This is a genomic window from Micromonospora sp. NPDC005215, from assembly GCF_040607915.1.
Taxonomy (GTDB): domain Bacteria; phylum Actinomycetota; class Actinomycetes; order Mycobacteriales; family Micromonosporaceae; genus Micromonospora.
This window is the reverse complement of sequence record NZ_JBEXHQ010000011.1, coordinates 18,174-34,616: the sequence shown is the minus strand read 5'-3', so window position 1 is coordinate 34,616 and position 16,443 is coordinate 18,174. Positions and strand designations below refer to the sequence as shown.

The following is a 16,443-nucleotide window of genomic DNA, read 5'->3' as shown; positions in this document are numbered from 1 at the left end:
GTGGACGGCGCGCCGACGACCATCCTGGTGGTCGATGACAACCCCACCAAGCGTTACCTGCTTGTCAGCTGGCTGACCCGGGCCGGGTTCACAGTGCTCGAGGCCGAGAACGGCACCGAGGCGTTGGATCGGGTCGAGGTGGACCGGATCGACCTGGTGGTCCTCGACGTCCGGCTGCCCGACCTGAGCGGGTACGAGGTCTGCGAACAGATCAAGGCCCGGCACCCGGCGATGCCGGTGATCCACGTGTCGGCGCACGCCGTCGACGTGGCCGACCGTGCCCAGGGGCTGACCCGGGGCGCGGACGCGTACCTGACCGAGCCGATCGAGCCGGAAGAGCTGATCGCGACCACGCGGGCGGTGCTGCGCTACTACCAGGCCCGCCAGCGCGCCGAACTGCTCGCCGAGCGCCTGCTCGGGCTTGCCGACACGACAGTGGCGGTGCACGCCGCGCCGACCTTCGCACGCCTGCTGGAGGCCGCCGCGGAGGGAGCCGCCCAGATCTTCAAGAGCCCGGCGGCGGTGATCGCCGAGACGTTCGACGGTGACTGTCTCGCCGGGACCTGCGCCGGTCCCGGCGCTTCGGCCGAGGTGGTGCCGTGGGTCGTCGACGACACCGGAGTGCCGACCGGTGCCACCGTACGGGTGGAGACCCCGGCGAACTGGGCACTTGTCGACTGGCCGACGGACGACACGGTGACGGTCGCTGCCGCCCGGCTGCGCGAGGATCGGGCCCCGCTGTACGTGGTGGTCCCGACCGCCACCCAGACCGCTCAGACCCCGGTGCTCAAGCAGCTGGCCCAGGCGGTGGCGGCGGCCGTGGAGGGGCAGCGCTCCTTCGACGAGGAGCACCGGATCGCTGTCACCCTCCAACGCAGCCTGCTCCCGCGCGGGCTGCCCACTGTCGCCGGACTCGACTTCGCGGTGCGCTACGAGCCGGCCAGCGCGCAGACCGAGGTGGGCGGCGACTTCTACGAGCTGGTGATGCTCGACGGGCACCTGCTGCTGGCGATCGGCGACGTGGCCGGGCACTCGCTACACGCGGCAACCGTGATGGCTGAGCTGCGACACGCGGTGCGGGCGTACGCCGTGGAGGGGCACCAGCCCGGCGAGATCCTGCACCGGGTCAACGAGCTGATGCGGACACTGTTGCCGAACGAACTGGCGACGCTCTGCGTACTGCTGCTGCACCCGCCGACCGGGCGGATCCGGCTGGCCAGCGCCGGGCATCTTCCCCCGGTGCTCAACCTGGGTGGCACTGTCGAGTTCGTGCAGCACTCCGCGCCGCTGCTCGGCGTCCGCGCGCCTCGACCGGCCGACCTGGAATTCGTGCTGCCGGCCGGTGCCACGCTGGTGTTCTACACCGACGGGCTGATCGAGCGGCGGGACGCCACAATCGACGAGGGGTTGGCCGCGCTGGCCGCGGTCTGCGCCACGGTCGACGACGACCTGGACCGGTTCTGCGCCCGGCTGCTGGTGGAACTGGCCCCACCGGAGATCCAGGACGACGTCGCAGTGGTCGTCGTGCGCCGCCGCTGAGCCGGTGCGGCCTCAGTGCACCGAGCGGGCGTACGCGGCCGGTGACACCCCGGCCACGGCGGTGAAGTCGCGAACCAGGTGAGCCTGATCGCTGTAGCCCAGGTCGGCGGCGAGATCCGCCCAACTCAACGGGCCACCGGCGGCCTGTTCGACGGCCTCCTGGAGTCGGTAGCGCCGGATCACCCACTTCGGCCCGACCCCCACGTACTCCACGAAGAGTCGCTGCAACCGGCGAACCGGAAGGTCGTGCCGCGCGGCGAAGTCGTCGACCCGCAGCACGGTCCGGTCGGTGCGGATCGCCTCGGCCAGCCGGACGGCCTCCTCGGCCATCGGGTCCGGCTCCGGGGCCCAGGCGGTGAGCAGGGCGTCCAACGCGCGGCAGCGCTCGTCGTCGGTGGCCGCGCACACCGGGAAGTCGGGGCGGACCAGCCGACCGGCGGGCAGCGGCACCCGGCGACCGGTCAGTTCGGTGACGGGCCGACGCCAGAACGAGTGGAACCCACCGGGGCGGAACTGCACTCCGCAGACCCGGCCGGTGCCGGTGAGCGTGATCCGGAACAGGTCGTTGCCCACCCCGGCCACCTCGCCGGACTCCGGTCCGTCACCGTCCCGCCGGAACACCACGTTCACCGCCGGATGCGGCACGACGCGCTGCTCGAACGGTGTGCTCAACGCCCAGTCGATCAGCCAGTAGTGCTCCACCCAGGGGCGTAGCGACTCCACCGGCAGGTGCCGACGGAACCGCACCTCGCGCAGCATGCGTCCGGGGTCGAGAATCCCCCGGCTGTCGCCACGCGGTCGGTGTCGCATTTATTCAAGACCACCCTCATACGCTGGCTCTATGACCACTCAGACTAGCGACCTGCTGGCGGCTGCCGCGCCGCGAACCGTCGATGTGGTGCGCGGCATCGCCGACGACCAGTTCGATCTGCCCACCCCGTGCCGCGACTACCTGGTCCGCGATCTGCTCAACCACCTGTTCGAGGTGGTGGTCAACTTCCAGGACCTGGCCGTGAAGCGGCCGGTGGAGTGGGCCGAGAAGCCCGACCACCTGGGCGACGGCTGGCAGGACCGGTTCGAGGAGGAGACCGGTCGGTTGGTCGCCGCCTGGTCGGACCCGTCCACCCTGGAGGGCGTGTCGCCGGGCATGGGCATGCCGCAGACCGTCATCGGCGGTATGGCCCTGCTGGACCTGACCGTGCACGGTTGGGACCTCGCCGTCGCCACCGGCCAGGCGTACCAGCCGGCCCCGGAGGCGGTGGCCGAGCTGCACGGGCTGGTCGAGCAGTTGGGTCCGACCGCCCGCAAGATGGGCGTCTTCGCCGAGCCGGTGCCGAGCCCCGCAACCCCGACCCCTACTCCCGACCTGGCCCACCTGCTGACCCAGACCGGCCGCACTCCCACCTGGCCCACCACCCCGTAACCCACCCCCCACCCCGCCTCCTCCTGATCAACCAGGTGGGGGCGTGGGGTTGTTGACGTGGCTATTCGCTCGGTGAATAGTGGGCGGGTGTCCACGCCGCATGTTCTGCTCGGGTTGTTGGCTGCCGGCAGCCGGCACGGCTACGAGCTGAAGCGTGCACACGACGAGCGGCTGCCCGGGGCTCGGCCGCTGGCCTTCGGGCAGGTCTACGCCACCCTCGGCCGACTGGAACGTGACGGCCTGGTGGCCACCGCCGGGCAGGACCGCGCGGCCGGGCCGGATCGCACGGCGTACGCGCTGACCGACCAGGGGCGGGCCACGCTCGACCAGTGGCTCACCACTGTGGAACCACCCATGCCGTACGTGGCCAGCACGCTCTTCGCCAAGGTCGTGGTGGCGCTCCTGGTCGCCGACGTCGACCGGGCCCGGTCCTACCTGATCGCCCAGCGCGCCGCGCACACCGCACGGCTGCGTGAGCTGACCGCGGTCAAGGTCAACCCGACCGCCACTCTCAGTGACGTGGTCGCGGCCGACTACGCGATCACCCACCTCGACGCGGACCTGCGGTGGCTGCACGCCACTCTGGGCCGGGTCGCCGACTGGCACCGGGAGGTGCATCCGTGACGCAACTCCAGGCTCGCGGCGTGGTTCGGGCGTATGGCCCGACACCCGCGCTGCGCGGCGTGACGCTCGACGTGGCCGAAGGTGAGATCGTCGCCGTCACCGGCCCGAGCGGCTGCGGCAAGTCGACCCTGCTGCACTGCCTGGCCGGGATCCTCCGGCCGGATGTTGGCGAGGTCACCTGGCGGGGGCACCGCATCGACACCTGGTCGGAGGCGGCCCGTTCCCGGCTGCGGCGCACCGAGTTCGGGGTGCTGTTCCAGTTCGGCCAACTGGTCGCCGAGCTGACCGCCGCGGAGAACGTCGCACTGCCCCTGCTCCTCGCCGGCACGGGGCGGCGAGAGGCACGGACGGCGGCGCTCACCTGGCTGGACCGGTTCGGTGTGGGGGAGTTGGCCGACCTCCGGCCGGGTGAGATGTCCGGTGGTCAGCAGCAGCGTTGCGCCACCGCCCGGGCGTTGGTGACCGAGCCGCGGGTGCTCTTCGCCGACGAGCCGACCGGTTCGCTGGACACGCTCACGGGCGAGCAGGTGCTGACCCATCTGGTCCGGCTCGCCCGTGAGCAGCGCACCGCCGTCGTGCTGATCACCCACGAACCGCGAATCGCCGCGTACGCCGATCGGGAGATCATGTTGCGCGACGGCCTGGTGGACCACACGGGCCTGGGGCTCGACGTGCCGCTGGCCGGTGGCGCCCGGTGAGACCGGCGACGCTGGTCCGGCTCGCGCTCGCCGGCAGCCGCACCGACACCGCCCGGGTGGTGCTCACCGCCCTCAGTGCCCTGCTGGCGACCCTGGCCGGTCTCGCGGCGCTCACAGTGTTGGCCATCCCCACGCCCCTGGCGACGGATGAGAACCGGAACAGATGGTCGGAGCAGTACCACAATGCGCTGCTCGTGGAGCCCGGGTTGCGTGGCGGGACGGCGTTCGCGCTGCTCATGCTGATGATTCCGGTGCTGGCGCTGGCCGGCCAGTGCGCGCGGCTCGGCGCGCCGGCGCGGGATCGCCGGCTGGCCGCGATCCGGCTCGCTGGCGCCACGCCCGGCCAGGTCACCCGGTTGGCCGTGCTGGAGACCGGTGTGGCCGCTCTGCTCGGCACGCTCGTCGGGCTGGGTGCCTACCTGGTCGGCCGCGATCTGTTGCACCGACCGGACGCGCAAGGTCGACTGGCCCTGCCGACCGATGTGCTGCCGTCGCCCGGAGCGGTGGCCGCGGTGGTGCTCGGCCTGCCGGTCGTCGCGGCGCTGACCACCGCCCTGATGCTGCGTACGGTGACCATGAGCCCGCTCGGGGTGAGCCGTAAGGCCGCCCGCGAGCGTGGTCCGGGCCCGTGGGCCGGGCTCCTGATCGGGCTGGGCCTGGCCTCGTTCCTCGCGGTCCGTCCGGCCATGTACCAACTCGACGGCAACGCCGAGGTGCTCGGCTGGCTGGTGCCGCTGCTGTTCGCGGTGGGTGCGCTCGCGGCGATGATCGGGGTGGTGATCGGCACCGGCTGGATCTCGTACAACTGCGGGCGGTTGTTGCGTCGGCACGCCCGCCGGCCCGCGGCCCTGCTCGCGGCGGGCCGGTTGATGGCCGACCCGTGGGCGGGCAGCCGCACGTTCGCGGCGCTGCTCGCCGCCCTGATCTTCGGCGGGGGTGCCGCCGCCCAGCGCGCCTACTTCGCCACAGTGGACCAGCTCGATCGGGAGCAGAACCGGCTCGTCGGTGCGGACGGTGGCGCTGACCCCTTCTATCTGTCCACAATGCATCTGGTCGATGCCACGGTCGCGGTGGCCATCCTGATCGCGACCGGTGGGCTGATCGTTGCGCTGGCGGAGGGAATTGTGGCCCGGCGACGGGCGTATGCCGCGTTGGTCGCCACCGGGGTGCCCCGTGCGACGCTGAGCCGGTCGGTGGCCTGGCAGGCGCTGGCCCCGGCGGTGCCGGCGATCCTGCTCGCGCTCACCGTGGGCGCGCTGCTCGGTCGAGGGCTCTTCCCCACAGCGGGAACGGGCGGGTCGTCGACGTCGGTCTGCGACGCCTCGGCGGCGCTGTGTGCCGACCCGGCCACTCGCGAGCAGTACACCCGGATCATCGAGACCCCCGGGTCGGAGCAAGCGGTGCCGGTGCCCCTGGAACAACTGGCCTGGCTCGGCGCCGGCGCCCTGGCCGCCGTGCTGGTGACGGTCGGTGTCGGGCTGCTCTTCCTACGCGCCAGCACGGCCCTGGACGAACTCCGCACGACGTGAGCCGCGTTTCCGTCGGACTCGCTTTGATCCACTCGGGTTGGCCGGGTTGGCGAGTTCAGCCGGGTCAGGCGGTGAGCAGGCCGGAGGAGAGTGCCACCAACGTGCCAACCACCGCCGAGCAGCAGCAGACCAGGAGGCCGGCGACCACGGCGAGGATCAGCCAGACCCGACGGTCCCGCGCCAACGCCGCCATGCTCGGCCGGCGGACGTCCTCGGCGGCCCCGCCGTCACCATCCGTAGCCCCGGTCACCCCGGAAGTCTAGGCCCCGACATTCGCGCCGACCCGGGAACGCCCGCGCCCGATCATGGACGTAGTGGCCTCCCCGAAACGCCGAGGGGACTACGTCCACGATCGGGCGCGATCACGCCGTGCCAAGCCAGGCGCGGCCCGGATCAGGCGCGGCCGATGCGGTCCAGGATCCAGGCGTTGATGAACGCCTCCTCACGCCAGGCGTCGTAGCGACCGCTCGGACCGCCGTGCCCGGCGCCCATCTCGGTCTTGAGCAGGTAGTCGCCGCCCGGGGCGACCGCCCGCAGCCGGGCGATCCACTTCGCTGGCTCCGAGTAGAGCACGCGAGTGTCGTTGAGGCTGGTCACCGCGAGGATCGCCGGGTAGTCCACCGCGGCGACGTTCTCGTACGGCGTGTAGGACTTCATGTACGCGTACACCTCGGGGTCCTCCAGTGGGTTGCCCCACTCCTCCCACTCGGTGACGGTCAGCGGCAGCGACGGGTCGAGGATCGACGTGAGCGCGTCCACGAACGGCACCTGCGCGACGATGCCGGTGAACGCGTCCGGTGCCAGGTTGGCCACCGCGCCCATCAACAGGCCGCCGGCCGAGGCCCCGCGGGCGATCAGCCGGTCGCTGCCCGTCCAGCCGGCCTTGACCAGGTGCCGGGCGCAGGCGACGAAGTCGGTGAAGGTGTTCTTCTTGGCCAGCAGCTTGCCCTGGTCGTACCAGCGTCGACCCAGTTCCCCACCGCCCCGGGTGTGCGCCACCGCGAAGACCACGCCCCGGTCCAGCAGCGACAACCGGGCCACCGAGAACCACGGATCCATGCTGGCCTCGTACGAGCCGTACCCGTACAGCTCGCAGGGTGCCGAGCCGTCCCGGGGGGTGCCGACCCGGCAGACCAGCGAGATCGGCACGCGGGTGCCGTCGTCGGCGAGCGCCCAGTCACGGTGCTGCTCGTACTCGGCCGGGTCGTACGGTCGTCCGTCCGGGCCGGGCAGCACCGGCTTCTGCTTGCGCAGCACCATCTGCCGGGTGACCAGGTCGTAGTCGTACACCGAGTCGGGTGTGACCAGCGAGGAGTACCGCAGGCGGACCTGTCCGGTGCGGTACTCCGGGTTGGCGTCCAGACCGACGCTGTACAGCGGCTCCGGGAAGTCGATGTCGTACGAGTCGTCGCTGCCCACCGGCAACACCCGTAGCCCGGTGAGCCCGTCGGTGCGCAGTGACACGACCAGGTGGTTGGCGAAGGCGTCCACGGCTTCCAGCCGGGTGCCGGGGGTGTGTTCGATCACCGGCACCCAGTCGCCCGGCGTGTCCGCCGAGGTGAACGCCAGCGCGAAGTCCTCCGCGCCGTCGTTGTGCAGGATCAGGAAGCGGTGACCGTGGTGCTCCACCGCGTATTCGACGCCCTGCCGGCGGGGGGCGATGACGGCCGGCGCGCCGATCGGGTTGCCGGCGGGGATCACCAGGACCTCGCTTGTCACCTTGCTGTGGATGTCGATCAGGATGAACTTCTCCGACCGGGTCAGCTCCACGCCCACCCAGAACCGCTCGTCGTCCTCCTGGTGGACCACCACGTCGTCGGCGGCGACCGAGCCGACGGTGTGCCGCCAGACCCGGTTGGGCCGCCAGGCGTCGTCCACTGTCACGTAGAACAGCACCGAGGCGTCGGTCGACCAGGCGGTGCCGTAGAACGTGTCAGGTACCTCGTCCGGCAGCAACTCGCCGGTGCTCAGGTCCTTCACGCGCAGGGTGAACCGCTCGTCGCCGGAGAAGTCGGTGGAGTAGGCCAGCCAGCGACCGTCCGGGCTGACGTCGAACGCGCCCAGCGAGAAGAAGTCGTGCCCTTCGGCGAGCAGGTTGCCGTCGAGCAGTACCTCCTCACCGTCGAGCGGGGCGCCGTCCGCGCTGACCGGCGGCTCGATCTCGCCGTCGCGTACCGCGCGCCGGCACTGCACTCCGTACTGCTGTCCCTCGACGGTCCGGGTGTAGTACCAGTGCCCGCCCTTGCGGGTCGGCACGGACAGGTCGGTTTCCCGGGTGCGTCGGCGGGTCTCCTCGAACAGTTCCTCGCGGAGCGCGGCCAGGTGCGCCGTACGCGCGTCGGTGTACTCGTTCTCGGCGGTCAGGTAGGCGATCGTCTCGGGGTCGTCCTTGGTGGCGAGCCAGGCGTACTCGTCGACGACGGTGTCGCCGTGGTGCCTGCGCTCGCTGGGCACCCGCTTCGCCGCGGGCGGGGCAGTCTCGGTGGTCACGGCGCCACGTTACCGGCCGACGCCTGCGGTGAGCCGTACCAGCGGCATCCCGATCAGCATCACCTCGACATTCGAACACATGTACGATAGCCGGCATGGCGGCAGCAGCGAGTTCCCTCGGCCGGTCCGGCGCTCTTGAGATCACCCGGCGATTGGCGGCGATCTGCGGTCCGCCGTTCTCCCGGCTCGGCGGCGCGGCCGACGAGGTGGCCGGGCGGAGGGCGCGCTGGGTGGCGGTGCCGGGCGGTCCGCACGCCGCCGCCGAGGTGCTGCGGCTGGCTGCCGCGCACGACCTGGCGGTGGTTCCCCGAGGTGCCGGCACGAAGATCGATTGGGGTGCCACACCCGTGCAGGTCGACATCATGCTCGACACCGGCCGGCTGGCCGGCATCGGTCACGAGCCGGTTGGCGCGCCGGTGGCCGAGGTGGGTGCCGGCACCCCGTTGCGAGCGGTGCAAACCACGCTGGAGCGCACCGGGCTGCGGCTGGCGATGGACGCCCCGTCACCAGGCGCGACCCTGGGCGGGGTGCTCGCCGCCGGTGAGGCCGGTCCGCTGCGCCACCGCCACGGCAGCCCCTGCGACCAACTGCTCGGTCTCCGTTACCTCTCCGCCGACGGTGAGTTGGTCAGCGCCGGGGGTGGTTCGCCCGGTCTCGACCTGGCCCGGCTGCTCTGCGGCTCCCAGGGCGCGCTCGGTGTGCTGGTCTCGGCGAGTCTGCGGGTCCAACCGATGCCGGCGAGCCGGCTCTGGGTGTCCCGCCCGGTGTGGACGCCGCTGGAGGTGCACGACCTGATCCGGACGATCCTCGCCGCCCGACTGGAGCCGGCGGCCGTCGAGCTGGACCTGCCGGGAGGCACCCCCCGACCACGTACGCCGTACCCGCCCGGCCACCCGTCGGCGACGGCCCGGGAGCGGCACCCGTCGATGTCCGGGAGGGCCGGGGCCCCGTCCCGGGCGGGCAGCCTGGTGGTGCTGCTGGAGGGTGGCCCGGCCGACGTCACCGAGCGCGCCGAGCAACTGGTCGGCCTGCTGCACGGGGAGGCGACCATCGCCCACTCCGCGCCGACGTGGTGGCGTCGCTACCCGTTCGCGCCCGGCGACACGGCGCTGCGCCTGGAGGTGCCGATCGGCGATCTGCACGCCGCCGTCTACGCGCTACGCGACGCGGCCGGCGCGCCGGTGCCGGTGCGCGGTTCCGCCGGGCTGGGTGTGGTGCACGCGGCACTGCCCGGGGCGTTGGCGCCCGACCGGGTGGCGTCCATCCTGGCCGCTGTCCGGGGGGTGCTGCTGGCCCGGCAGGGCCGGTGCGTGGTGGTCTCCGCTCCGGCGGCGGTCCGCCAGGCCGTCGACCTCTGGGGCGAGTTGGCCGGCCTGGCCCAACTGCGGGCGGCCAAGGAGCACCTCGATCCGGAACACCGGCTCGCCCCCGGACGCCTCCCCGGCGGCCTCTGAGACCGCCATCGACCGGTGGCGCGAGTCGAGGTGTTGGGCCTGCTCCTCGAACTCGACCAACGACGCGCGCGTTGCGTGTTGAAAACTGGGATGGGCGGCGGCTTCTTCCCTGCGCGGGCCCCATTCCAAACGTTCGACAAGTGCAGCCTGTCGATTTTCTGACATTGCTGGTGACCATTCAGGGGAACGCAGTTTGGATCATTCAGGCGGTACCTTGCCTCGATGACTCGACTGTTTGACCTCTGGGGCCAGCGCGGATGGTGCGACCATGAGGTCGCCGGTGAATCCAATTACGCGAGGGACATCCGGGCTCTCTTCGGGCGAGACTTCAAGCCTTACGGCAACGAGATCATGTTGCAGGCCCACCTCCTGCCGGAGCCTGCCAACAAGTTCGATCGAAACGCGGTCAAGGTGGTCTGCTCGGGTCGCCACGTCGGCTACCTGCCGAAGGAGCAGGCAGTACGGTATTCGCCTGTCCTGACCGCGCTGCTTGACCAGGGGTGGACACCCCAACTCCAGGCCCGAGTGTGGGCCGAGGAGCGGGAAGATTGGGACAACCCGCGTCGCCGGAACTTCATTGGTTCGATACGGCTCGACCTCGCCGAACCGCACATGATCGTCCCGACAAACGTGCCTCCTCCGGAGCTGCACACCGTGCTGCCGACCGGACGCTCCGTTCAGGTGAGCGGCGAAGAGAAGCACATGGCACATCTCGCCGCGCTGGTTAGCGCGCAGGGCGAATCGTGGGTCTACGTGACGTTGCACGAGGTCGAGATTCAGCGGGCGCGATCCACCCGCACGCTCGTCGAAGTCAGGATCAACGGTGCCGCAGCAGGCACCTTAAGCCCGGCGACCTCGGACGAGATCCTGCCGGTGATCACCCACTTGAGCGGCATGGGTCTGACCACGGCAGCGCGCGCGATCCTCAAGGGCAACCGCGTCAAGGCCGATATCGCGGTGAAGATGTCGAAGGCAAGCGAAATCTCCGATGCCTGGCTTGACGCGCCGCCCAGCGCCGCTGGCGTTGTCCCGACGGCCGTAGCCGAACCCTCAACCGCCCAGGACGTGGTGCCGGCACCGGCGTGGCGGTTCGTCGTTCCGTCGACTTGGCCCACGCCCCCTGCCGGTTGGGTGCCTCCTGAGGGTTGGCGCCCGGATCCGACCTGGTCACCCGTGCCGCAGGGATGGCAGTTCTGGATCCAGGCGTGACGTAATTCGGGCCGTGCCTCGAAGACAGGCGGCGATACTCGACGGGCTCGGTCCAGACGGAACTGGCGCTTCCCAAGCGGGGGAGCGTCGGGTGGCAGCGTTGATCAGAGACACAGGTCCGATCCAGCCCGCAGCGCGGCCACGAAGCCAGACCAGGCCGGCCCGTCGAAGACGAGCACCGGCCGCGTCCCTGGGCGCTGGCCACCCTCGCGGCAGGCGGGTACGGGTTCGGCCGCTACTACGCCGGGCTGGGCACGCTGGACGAGGACGGCGAGCCGGACCGGGCTACAGCGCACGAGGACATCGACTGGTCTGGCAGTGCGGTCCTGGTCCCGGTTGTGGGTCAGCAGACCGTCAGCGACAGTGAATGAAGCGACGATGTGCGGTCCTGGCAACCACCGGTCGGGTCGCCGGGATGCCATCATGACGTCATGACCAGCGTGCTCGACCGCGAGATGTACACCGAGGCCGAAGCGGCCCGGCTGCTACGCGTTCGTCAGTCGACCCTGCACTACTGGCTCGAAGGGGCCAAGGGCCCCAAGAAGGAATACAAGCCCATCCTTCGAGACAAACCACGCGGAAGTCGCACCGTTACCTGGGCAGAGTTCGTCGAGGCAGGCTTTCTCCGCGAATACCGACGCACCCACAACGTGCGCATGGCTGAACTACGCAAGTTCATCGAGCTACTCCGCGAGCAGTTCGGGGTGCCCTACCCTCTGGCGGACCGGCGTCCCTTCGTGTCCGGAAAGGACCTCGTCTTCGACGCCCAGACCGCAGCGGGCCTCGGTGTGGATTACTGGATGGTTACTGTCGCCGGTAACCAACTACTACTCACCACTCCGGCGGACTCGTTCAGCCGCCGGGTCGATTGGACCGACAACGTCGCGGTCGGCTACAGCCCCGACGCCAACTCCGATTCGCCCGTACGAGTGCAGCCCGACATTCGCTTCGGGAAACCCTCGATCAAGGGCGTGAGCACCGAGGTCATCGGTGAACAACACGACGCGGGCGAGGACACCGACACCATCGCAGAGATGTACGCCCTGGAGGCGAGCGATGTCGCATGGGCGCTGGCGTACGAGTTTTCCGTCCGAGCGACCACCCAAGCAGCGTGACCCGGGCCAAACCCGCGGATGTTCGCCTCTATTTTGACGCTGACATCCGTGGCCTGGGGATCCTGCTGTCCACCATCCGGCCCGACGTCACCTATCCAGGCGACCCTGGCGGTGAAGTTCACAAGCGCGCCCGGCCGCAGTGCGTCGTGGCGGATGTGGCGACTCCGGATGATATCTGGATCCCCCAGGTGACCGAACAAGGATGGTTGATCGTTACTCGGGATCGGCACATTCGCACCCGCCCTCGTGAGATCGCGGCTGTTCGCGAGTACGGCGCTCGCCTGGTGGCCCTCACCGCCACCGAAGCGACCAACACCTTCAGTCAGCTCGAAGTCGTCATGTGCCGTTGGCGCGACATCCTCAAGTGCCTCGACCGACCTGGCCCCTTCATCTGCACCGCGACCCGATCCACGTTCGACCAGTTGCCGATGTAGCTGCTCCCACCGCAGGAACCCTCGTCCGTCAATCTGCCGAGCAGAGCCGACATTCGAGGGCCACGCGCAGCGGTCAGGTCGCGTCGTTGCGGAGCACCAGGATGGCGATGTCGTCCCGGGGCGGCTCCACCGAGAAGTTGATCGCGGCGGAGCGCAGCCTGGCGGCCACCACGTCGGCCGAGTATCCGGCCAGGGGTGCTGTCGCGTCCCGCAGTCGGTCGGTGCCGAACAGTTCCCGGCCGCGCCGTCGTTCGGTGACGCCATCGGTGTAGAAGATCAGCGAGTCGCCCGGCGCGAGCGTGATCTTCGCCGTTGGCGAGGTGATCGTGTCGAGCAGGCCGAGCGCGGTGCCGCTGGTGCCGACGAAACCCGCGCCACCCGCACCGGCCAGCAGCACCGGCTGGTCGTGCCCGGCCAGATGCAGCGACACGTCCAACTGGTCGCCCTGGCCCGGCCCGACCGCCGCCAGCGCCAGCGTGCAGTATCGCCCGCCACCCCGCTCGACAAGCGTCTCGTTGAGCCGCGCCAACGCCTCGGGTAGCGGTTTGCCGTCGCCGACCAGCACCCGGATCACGTCCCGGACCAGCCCGGTCACCGCGGCGGCCTGGACGCCCTTGCCCGAGACGTCACCGATCACCACCAGCCAACGCCCGTCGGGCAGCGGCACCACGTCGTAGAAGTCGCCCCCCACCTCGGCGTCGTCGCCGGTCGGGACGTACTCGGCGGCGAAGCCGATCCCGTCCACGAGCGGCAGCACCGGCGGCAGCAGAGACTGCTGAAGCGTCTGCGCCACGCGGCGACGCTCGGCGTGGATCCGGGCGTTCTCGATGGCCAGCGCGGCCCGCCGGGCCACGTCCTCCAGCACTGCCACCTCGTCCGGGTCGTGCCGGTGCCGCTGGTGCCGGCCCACCGCCAGAGTCCCGAGCCGCTGCCCCCGCGCGATCAGCGGGACCGCGAAACCCTCCATCGGCCCGCCCAGGGGGATCTGCGCGGCGCTGCGGGACGCCTCGCGCAGCCGGGCCTGGATGGAATCCGGCCCGGTCTCGGCCAGCACCTTGTGCAGCTGCGGCAGCATCGACTCGTCGGCGTGGCTGGCCGCGGCCAGCCGGAGCCGGCCCCACTCGTCGGCGGTGTGCACCGCGCACCACTGGCCGAGTCGGGGCACCACCAACTGCGGGACCAGGGCCATGGTCAGGTCGACGTCCAACGACTGGGCGAGCAGCTCGCTCGCCTCGGCCAGGAACGTCAGCCACACCTGCCGGCGGACGTCGGCCCGGCGCAGCCGGTCGTTCTCCAGGTGCAGCGACAGCCGCTCGGCGGTGAGCACCGCCAACGGCCGGGCGTACGCCGACGGCGCGGCGTCCAACTCCAGCTCCCCGGCGTACGGGCGGTGCACCGTCAGCGGCACCCGGAGCAGCTCGCTGCCGGCGCGGGGTGGTCGACCGAAGCGGGCCAACACCTGGTGCCCCTGCCCGTCGCCCCGGTCCAGGCGGATCGTGCCGCCGGCCGCTCCCACCATCTCGGCGACACGACTGAGCAGGTTGGTGGCGAAGTCGGGCAGCGGATCGTCCGCGTACAGGTCGGGGGCGGTTTGCATGAGTTCGCTCATCGCGCTGGCGCTCGGCGCGGATTTGTCGGTGCTCACCAGGGGGTCGCCACCGGTGGCGCCCTCGGTCTGCGGGTCGGCGCCGGGGCGGTCCAGCCGGAACCAGACGCCCTTGCCGGTGGGCAGGTACGTGGTGCCCCAGCGGCTGGCGAAGTGGTCGACAAGCAGCAGACCTCGGCCCCGTTCGGAGACCTCGTCGATCTCGCTGGAGTCGTTGCGGGCGCCGACGGTCAGTTCGTCGCCGGAGCCGGGGGCGAAGTCGGAGACGGTGACGGTCAGCCCGATCTGGTCGGCCACGACCTCGATGTCCAACTCGGTGCGGGCGTGCTCGACGGCGTTGGTGGTCAGCTCGGTGGTGAGCAGCAGGGCCTCGTTGACCAGTTCGTCCAGGTGTGACTCGGTCAACACCGAGCGGACCACGGCGCGGGCGGCGGCCGGCGTTCGGCGGTCGGCGGGCAGGCGGACGCGCCGGGTAGCCCCGTCCCGGGCCCCGGCCGTCGCGGGCCCCGCCTCGGCTGACACCCTCGTATCCTCCACCGTTCCCCCGTCGGGTGCCAAGCCGATCATCAGTAACGCGTCCTCTTTCCCCACCATCGGAGGCTGATCGCCCACACTGCGTCGCGCTGTGTCGATCGGAGGGTTGGGCCGCCGTGCGAGGTGTGCGGGGCCTCGGGCCAGCGTCGCCTCGATCGGGCGGATCGGAGGGCGGTCGGGGCCACCTGGCGGGTCGCGCACCCTGGCACTACGGCGCGCGCGGGCACAATATGGGATGCCGGTGTGTCCGTACGGACCGGCAGCCCCCGAGTGGAGCGAGGAATGATGACCACGGCGAAGCAGTCGGTGGCGGATCCGTCCGCGCCCGACCACGAGGCGCTCCTCGGTGAGTTGACCGAGGCACTGCGACGGATCGGTCGCGGCGACCTGAAGGTCCGGCTTCCCCGCCGCGCCGGCGCGGCCGGTGAGGTGGCGGACGCCTTCAACGAGGTGGTCTCGCTTCAGGAGCGCCAGTACCTGGACCTGCGGCGGATCAGCCGGATCGTCGGTCGCGACGGCCGGCTCACCGAGCGGCTCGACGACGAGGGGCTGGACGGCTCCTGGGCGGAGGGGCAGCGGGCGATCAACTCGCTGATCGACGACCTGGGTCGGCCGACCACCGAGATCGCCCGGGTCATCGTGGCGGTCGCGGACGGCGACCTGTCCCAGCACATGGCGCTGGAGATCGACGGTCGGCCGCTGCGCGGTGAGTACCTGCGCATCGGGCGCACCGTGAACACGATGGTGGATCAGCTGTCCTCGTTCTCGAACGAGGTGACCCGGGTGGCCCGCGAGGTGGGCACCGAGGGCAAGCTGGGTGGCCAGGCTGACGTGCGGGGTGTCGCCGGCACCTGGAAGGACCTCACCGACTCGGTGAACACCATGGCGTCGAACCTGACCGGCCAGGTGCGGTCGATCTCGCAGGTGGCGACGGCGGTGGCCAAGGGCGACCTGTCGCAGAAGATCACGGTCGGCGCGCGCGGTGAGGTCGCCGAGTTGGCCGCCACGATGAACTACCTCACCGACACGCTGCGGCTCTTCGCCGAGCAGGTGACCCGGGTGGCCCGCGAGGTGGGCACCGAGGGCAAGTTGGGCGGTCAGGCCGAGGTGCCGAACGTGGCCGGCACCTGGAAGGACCTGACCGACAGCGTCAACTCGATGGCGTCGAACCTGACCGCCCAGGTCCGCAACATCGCCCAGGTCTCCACGGCGGTGGCGCGTGGTGACCTGTCGCAGAAGATCACGGTCGCGGCGCAGGGCGAGATCCTGGAGCTGAAGGACACCGTCAACACGATGGTGGACCAGTTGTCGTCGTTCGCCGACGAGGTGACCCGGGTGGCCCGTGAGGTGGGCATCGAGGGCAAGCTCGGCGGTCAGGCGCAGGTGCGCGGGGTCTCCGGCACCTGGCGCGACCTCACCGAGAACGTCAACCAGTTGGCCGGCAACCTGACCAGTCAGGTGCGGAACATCTCCCAGGTCTCCACTGCGGTGGCGAAGGGTGACCTGAGCCAGAAGATCACCGTGGACGCCCAGGGCGAGATCCTGGAGCTGAAGAACACCGTCAACACCATGGTCGACCAGTTGTCGTCGTTCGCCGACGAGGTGACCCGGGTGGCGCGCGAGGTGGGCACCGAGGGCAACCTGGGCGGTCAGGCGCAGGTCAAGGGCGTCAGCGGTACGTGGCGCGACCTGACCGACAACGTCAACTCGATGGCGTCGAACCTGACCAGCCAGGTCCGCAACATCGCCTCGGTGACCACGGCGGTGGCGAAGGGTGACCTGTCGCAG

Annotated in this window: 14 protein-coding genes; 10 read left to right on the top strand and 4 right to left on the bottom strand. The window is 70.9% G+C overall.

The features are described 5' to 3' along the window. Complete coding sequence (locus tag ABZU25_RS11355) at positions 1-1,539, top strand: SpoIIE family protein phosphatase (protein WP_355029222.1); 1,539 nt, start codon at positions 1-3, stop codon at positions 1,537-1,539. A 12-nt stretch (positions 1,540-1,551) separates the two neighbouring features. Here ABZU25_RS11355 and ABZU25_RS11350 read toward each other — a convergent pair whose 3' ends face one another. Beyond that, a complete protein-coding gene (locus tag ABZU25_RS11350) occupies positions 1,552-2,349 on the bottom strand; it encodes an AraC family transcriptional regulator (RefSeq protein ID WP_355029221.1) in 798 nt (265 codons plus the stop codon). Positions 2,350-2,380: 31 nt separating this feature from the next. Here ABZU25_RS11350 and ABZU25_RS11345 point away from each other — a divergent pair, with 31 nt between their 5' ends. From ABZU25_RS11345 to ABZU25_RS11330, 4 genes are all read left to right on the top strand, one after another. Continuing rightward, on the top strand, positions 2,381-2,962 hold the full coding sequence (locus ABZU25_RS11345) for a TIGR03086 family metal-binding protein (protein WP_355029220.1): 582 nt from the start codon (positions 2,381-2,383) through the stop codon (positions 2,960-2,962). Between the two features lie 87 nt (positions 2,963-3,049). Beyond that, on the top strand, positions 3,050-3,586 hold the full coding sequence (locus ABZU25_RS11340) for a PadR family transcriptional regulator (RefSeq protein WP_355029219.1): 537 nt from the start codon (positions 3,050-3,052) through the stop codon (positions 3,584-3,586). Further along, a complete protein-coding gene (locus ABZU25_RS11335) occupies positions 3,583-4,284 on the top strand; it encodes an ABC transporter ATP-binding protein (RefSeq protein WP_355029218.1) in 702 nt (233 codons plus the stop codon). The genes ABZU25_RS11340 and ABZU25_RS11335 overlap by 4 nt, the downstream gene beginning before the upstream one ends. Then, positions 4,281-5,813: an FtsX-like permease family protein gene (locus ABZU25_RS11330; RefSeq protein WP_355029217.1), complete on the top strand. Its 1,533-nt coding sequence runs from the start codon at positions 4,281-4,283 to the stop codon at positions 5,811-5,813. Before ABZU25_RS11335 ends, ABZU25_RS11330 begins: the two co-directional genes overlap by 4 nt. Positions 5,814-5,877: 64 nt before the next feature. On the opposite strand, the gene ABZU25_RS11325 is transcribed toward ABZU25_RS11330, so the two are convergent. Both ABZU25_RS11325 and ABZU25_RS11320 read right to left on the bottom strand, forming a co-directional pair. Beyond that, positions 5,878-6,063, bottom strand: a complete 186-nt coding sequence (locus ABZU25_RS11325; protein ID WP_355029321.1) for a hypothetical protein — start codon at positions 6,061-6,063, stop codon at positions 5,878-5,880. Between the two features lie 143 nt (positions 6,064-6,206). Continuing rightward, positions 6,207-8,303, bottom strand: coding sequence for a S9 family peptidase (locus tag ABZU25_RS11320; protein WP_355029216.1), 2,097 nt, complete (start codon positions 8,301-8,303; stop codon positions 6,207-6,209). A gap of 95 nt (positions 8,304-8,398) precedes the next feature. Here ABZU25_RS11320 and ABZU25_RS11315 point away from each other — a divergent pair, with 95 nt between their 5' ends. The 4 genes from ABZU25_RS11315 to ABZU25_RS11300 all read left to right on the top strand — a co-directional run bounded on the left by ABZU25_RS11315 (position 8,399) and on the right by ABZU25_RS11300 (position 12,515). Next, positions 8,399-9,757, top strand: a complete 1,359-nt coding sequence (locus ABZU25_RS11315) for an FAD-binding oxidoreductase (protein ID WP_355029215.1) — start codon at positions 8,399-8,401, stop codon at positions 9,755-9,757. 222 nt (positions 9,758-9,979) lie between these two features. Further along, on the top strand, positions 9,980-10,966 hold the full coding sequence (locus ABZU25_RS11310) for an HIRAN domain-containing protein (protein ID WP_355029214.1): 987 nt from the start codon (positions 9,980-9,982) through the stop codon (positions 10,964-10,966). Positions 10,967-11,397: 431 nt separating this feature from the next. Continuing rightward, positions 11,398-12,081: a DUF433 domain-containing protein gene (locus ABZU25_RS11305; protein WP_355029213.1), complete on the top strand. Its 684-nt coding sequence runs from the start codon at positions 11,398-11,400 to the stop codon at positions 12,079-12,081. Further along, positions 12,078-12,515, top strand: a complete 438-nt coding sequence (locus ABZU25_RS11300) for a hypothetical protein (RefSeq protein ID WP_355029212.1) — start codon at positions 12,078-12,080, stop codon at positions 12,513-12,515. The genes ABZU25_RS11305 and ABZU25_RS11300 overlap by 4 nt, the downstream gene beginning before the upstream one ends. Before the next feature lie 73 nt (positions 12,516-12,588). Here ABZU25_RS11300 and ABZU25_RS11295 read toward each other — a convergent pair whose 3' ends face one another. Further along, on the bottom strand, positions 12,589-14,643 hold the full coding sequence (locus tag ABZU25_RS11295; protein ID WP_355029211.1) for a SpoIIE family protein phosphatase: 2,055 nt from the start codon (positions 14,641-14,643) through the stop codon (positions 12,589-12,591). A gap of 297 nt (positions 14,644-14,940) precedes the next feature. On the opposite strand from ABZU25_RS11295, the gene ABZU25_RS11290 reads away from it, so the two are divergent. After that, positions 14,941-16,443: HAMP domain-containing protein (locus ABZU25_RS11290; protein ID WP_355029314.1), on the top strand; the 1,503-nt coding region annotated here is incomplete at its 3' end.

What these genes read in the sequence shown, in the direction of transcription:
- ABZU25_RS11305 (WP_355029213.1), top strand. Translation starts at nt 11,398, where the DNA reads ATGACCAGCGTGCTCGACCGCGAGATGTACACCGAGGCCGAAGCGGCC.
- ABZU25_RS11310 (WP_355029214.1), top strand. Translation starts at nt 9,980, where the DNA reads ATGACTCGACTGTTTGACCTCTGGGGCCAGCGCGGATGGTGCGACCAT.
- ABZU25_RS11345 (WP_355029220.1), top strand. Translation starts at nt 2,381, where the DNA reads ATGACCACTCAGACTAGCGACCTGCTGGCGGCTGCCGCGCCGCGAACC.
- ABZU25_RS11350 (WP_355029221.1), bottom strand. Translation starts at nt 2,349, where the DNA reads ATGCGACACCGACCGCGTGGCGACAGCCGGGGGATTCTCGACCCCGGA.
- ABZU25_RS11315 (WP_355029215.1), top strand. Translation starts at nt 8,399, where the DNA reads ATGGCGGCAGCAGCGAGTTCCCTCGGCCGGTCCGGCGCTCTTGAGATC.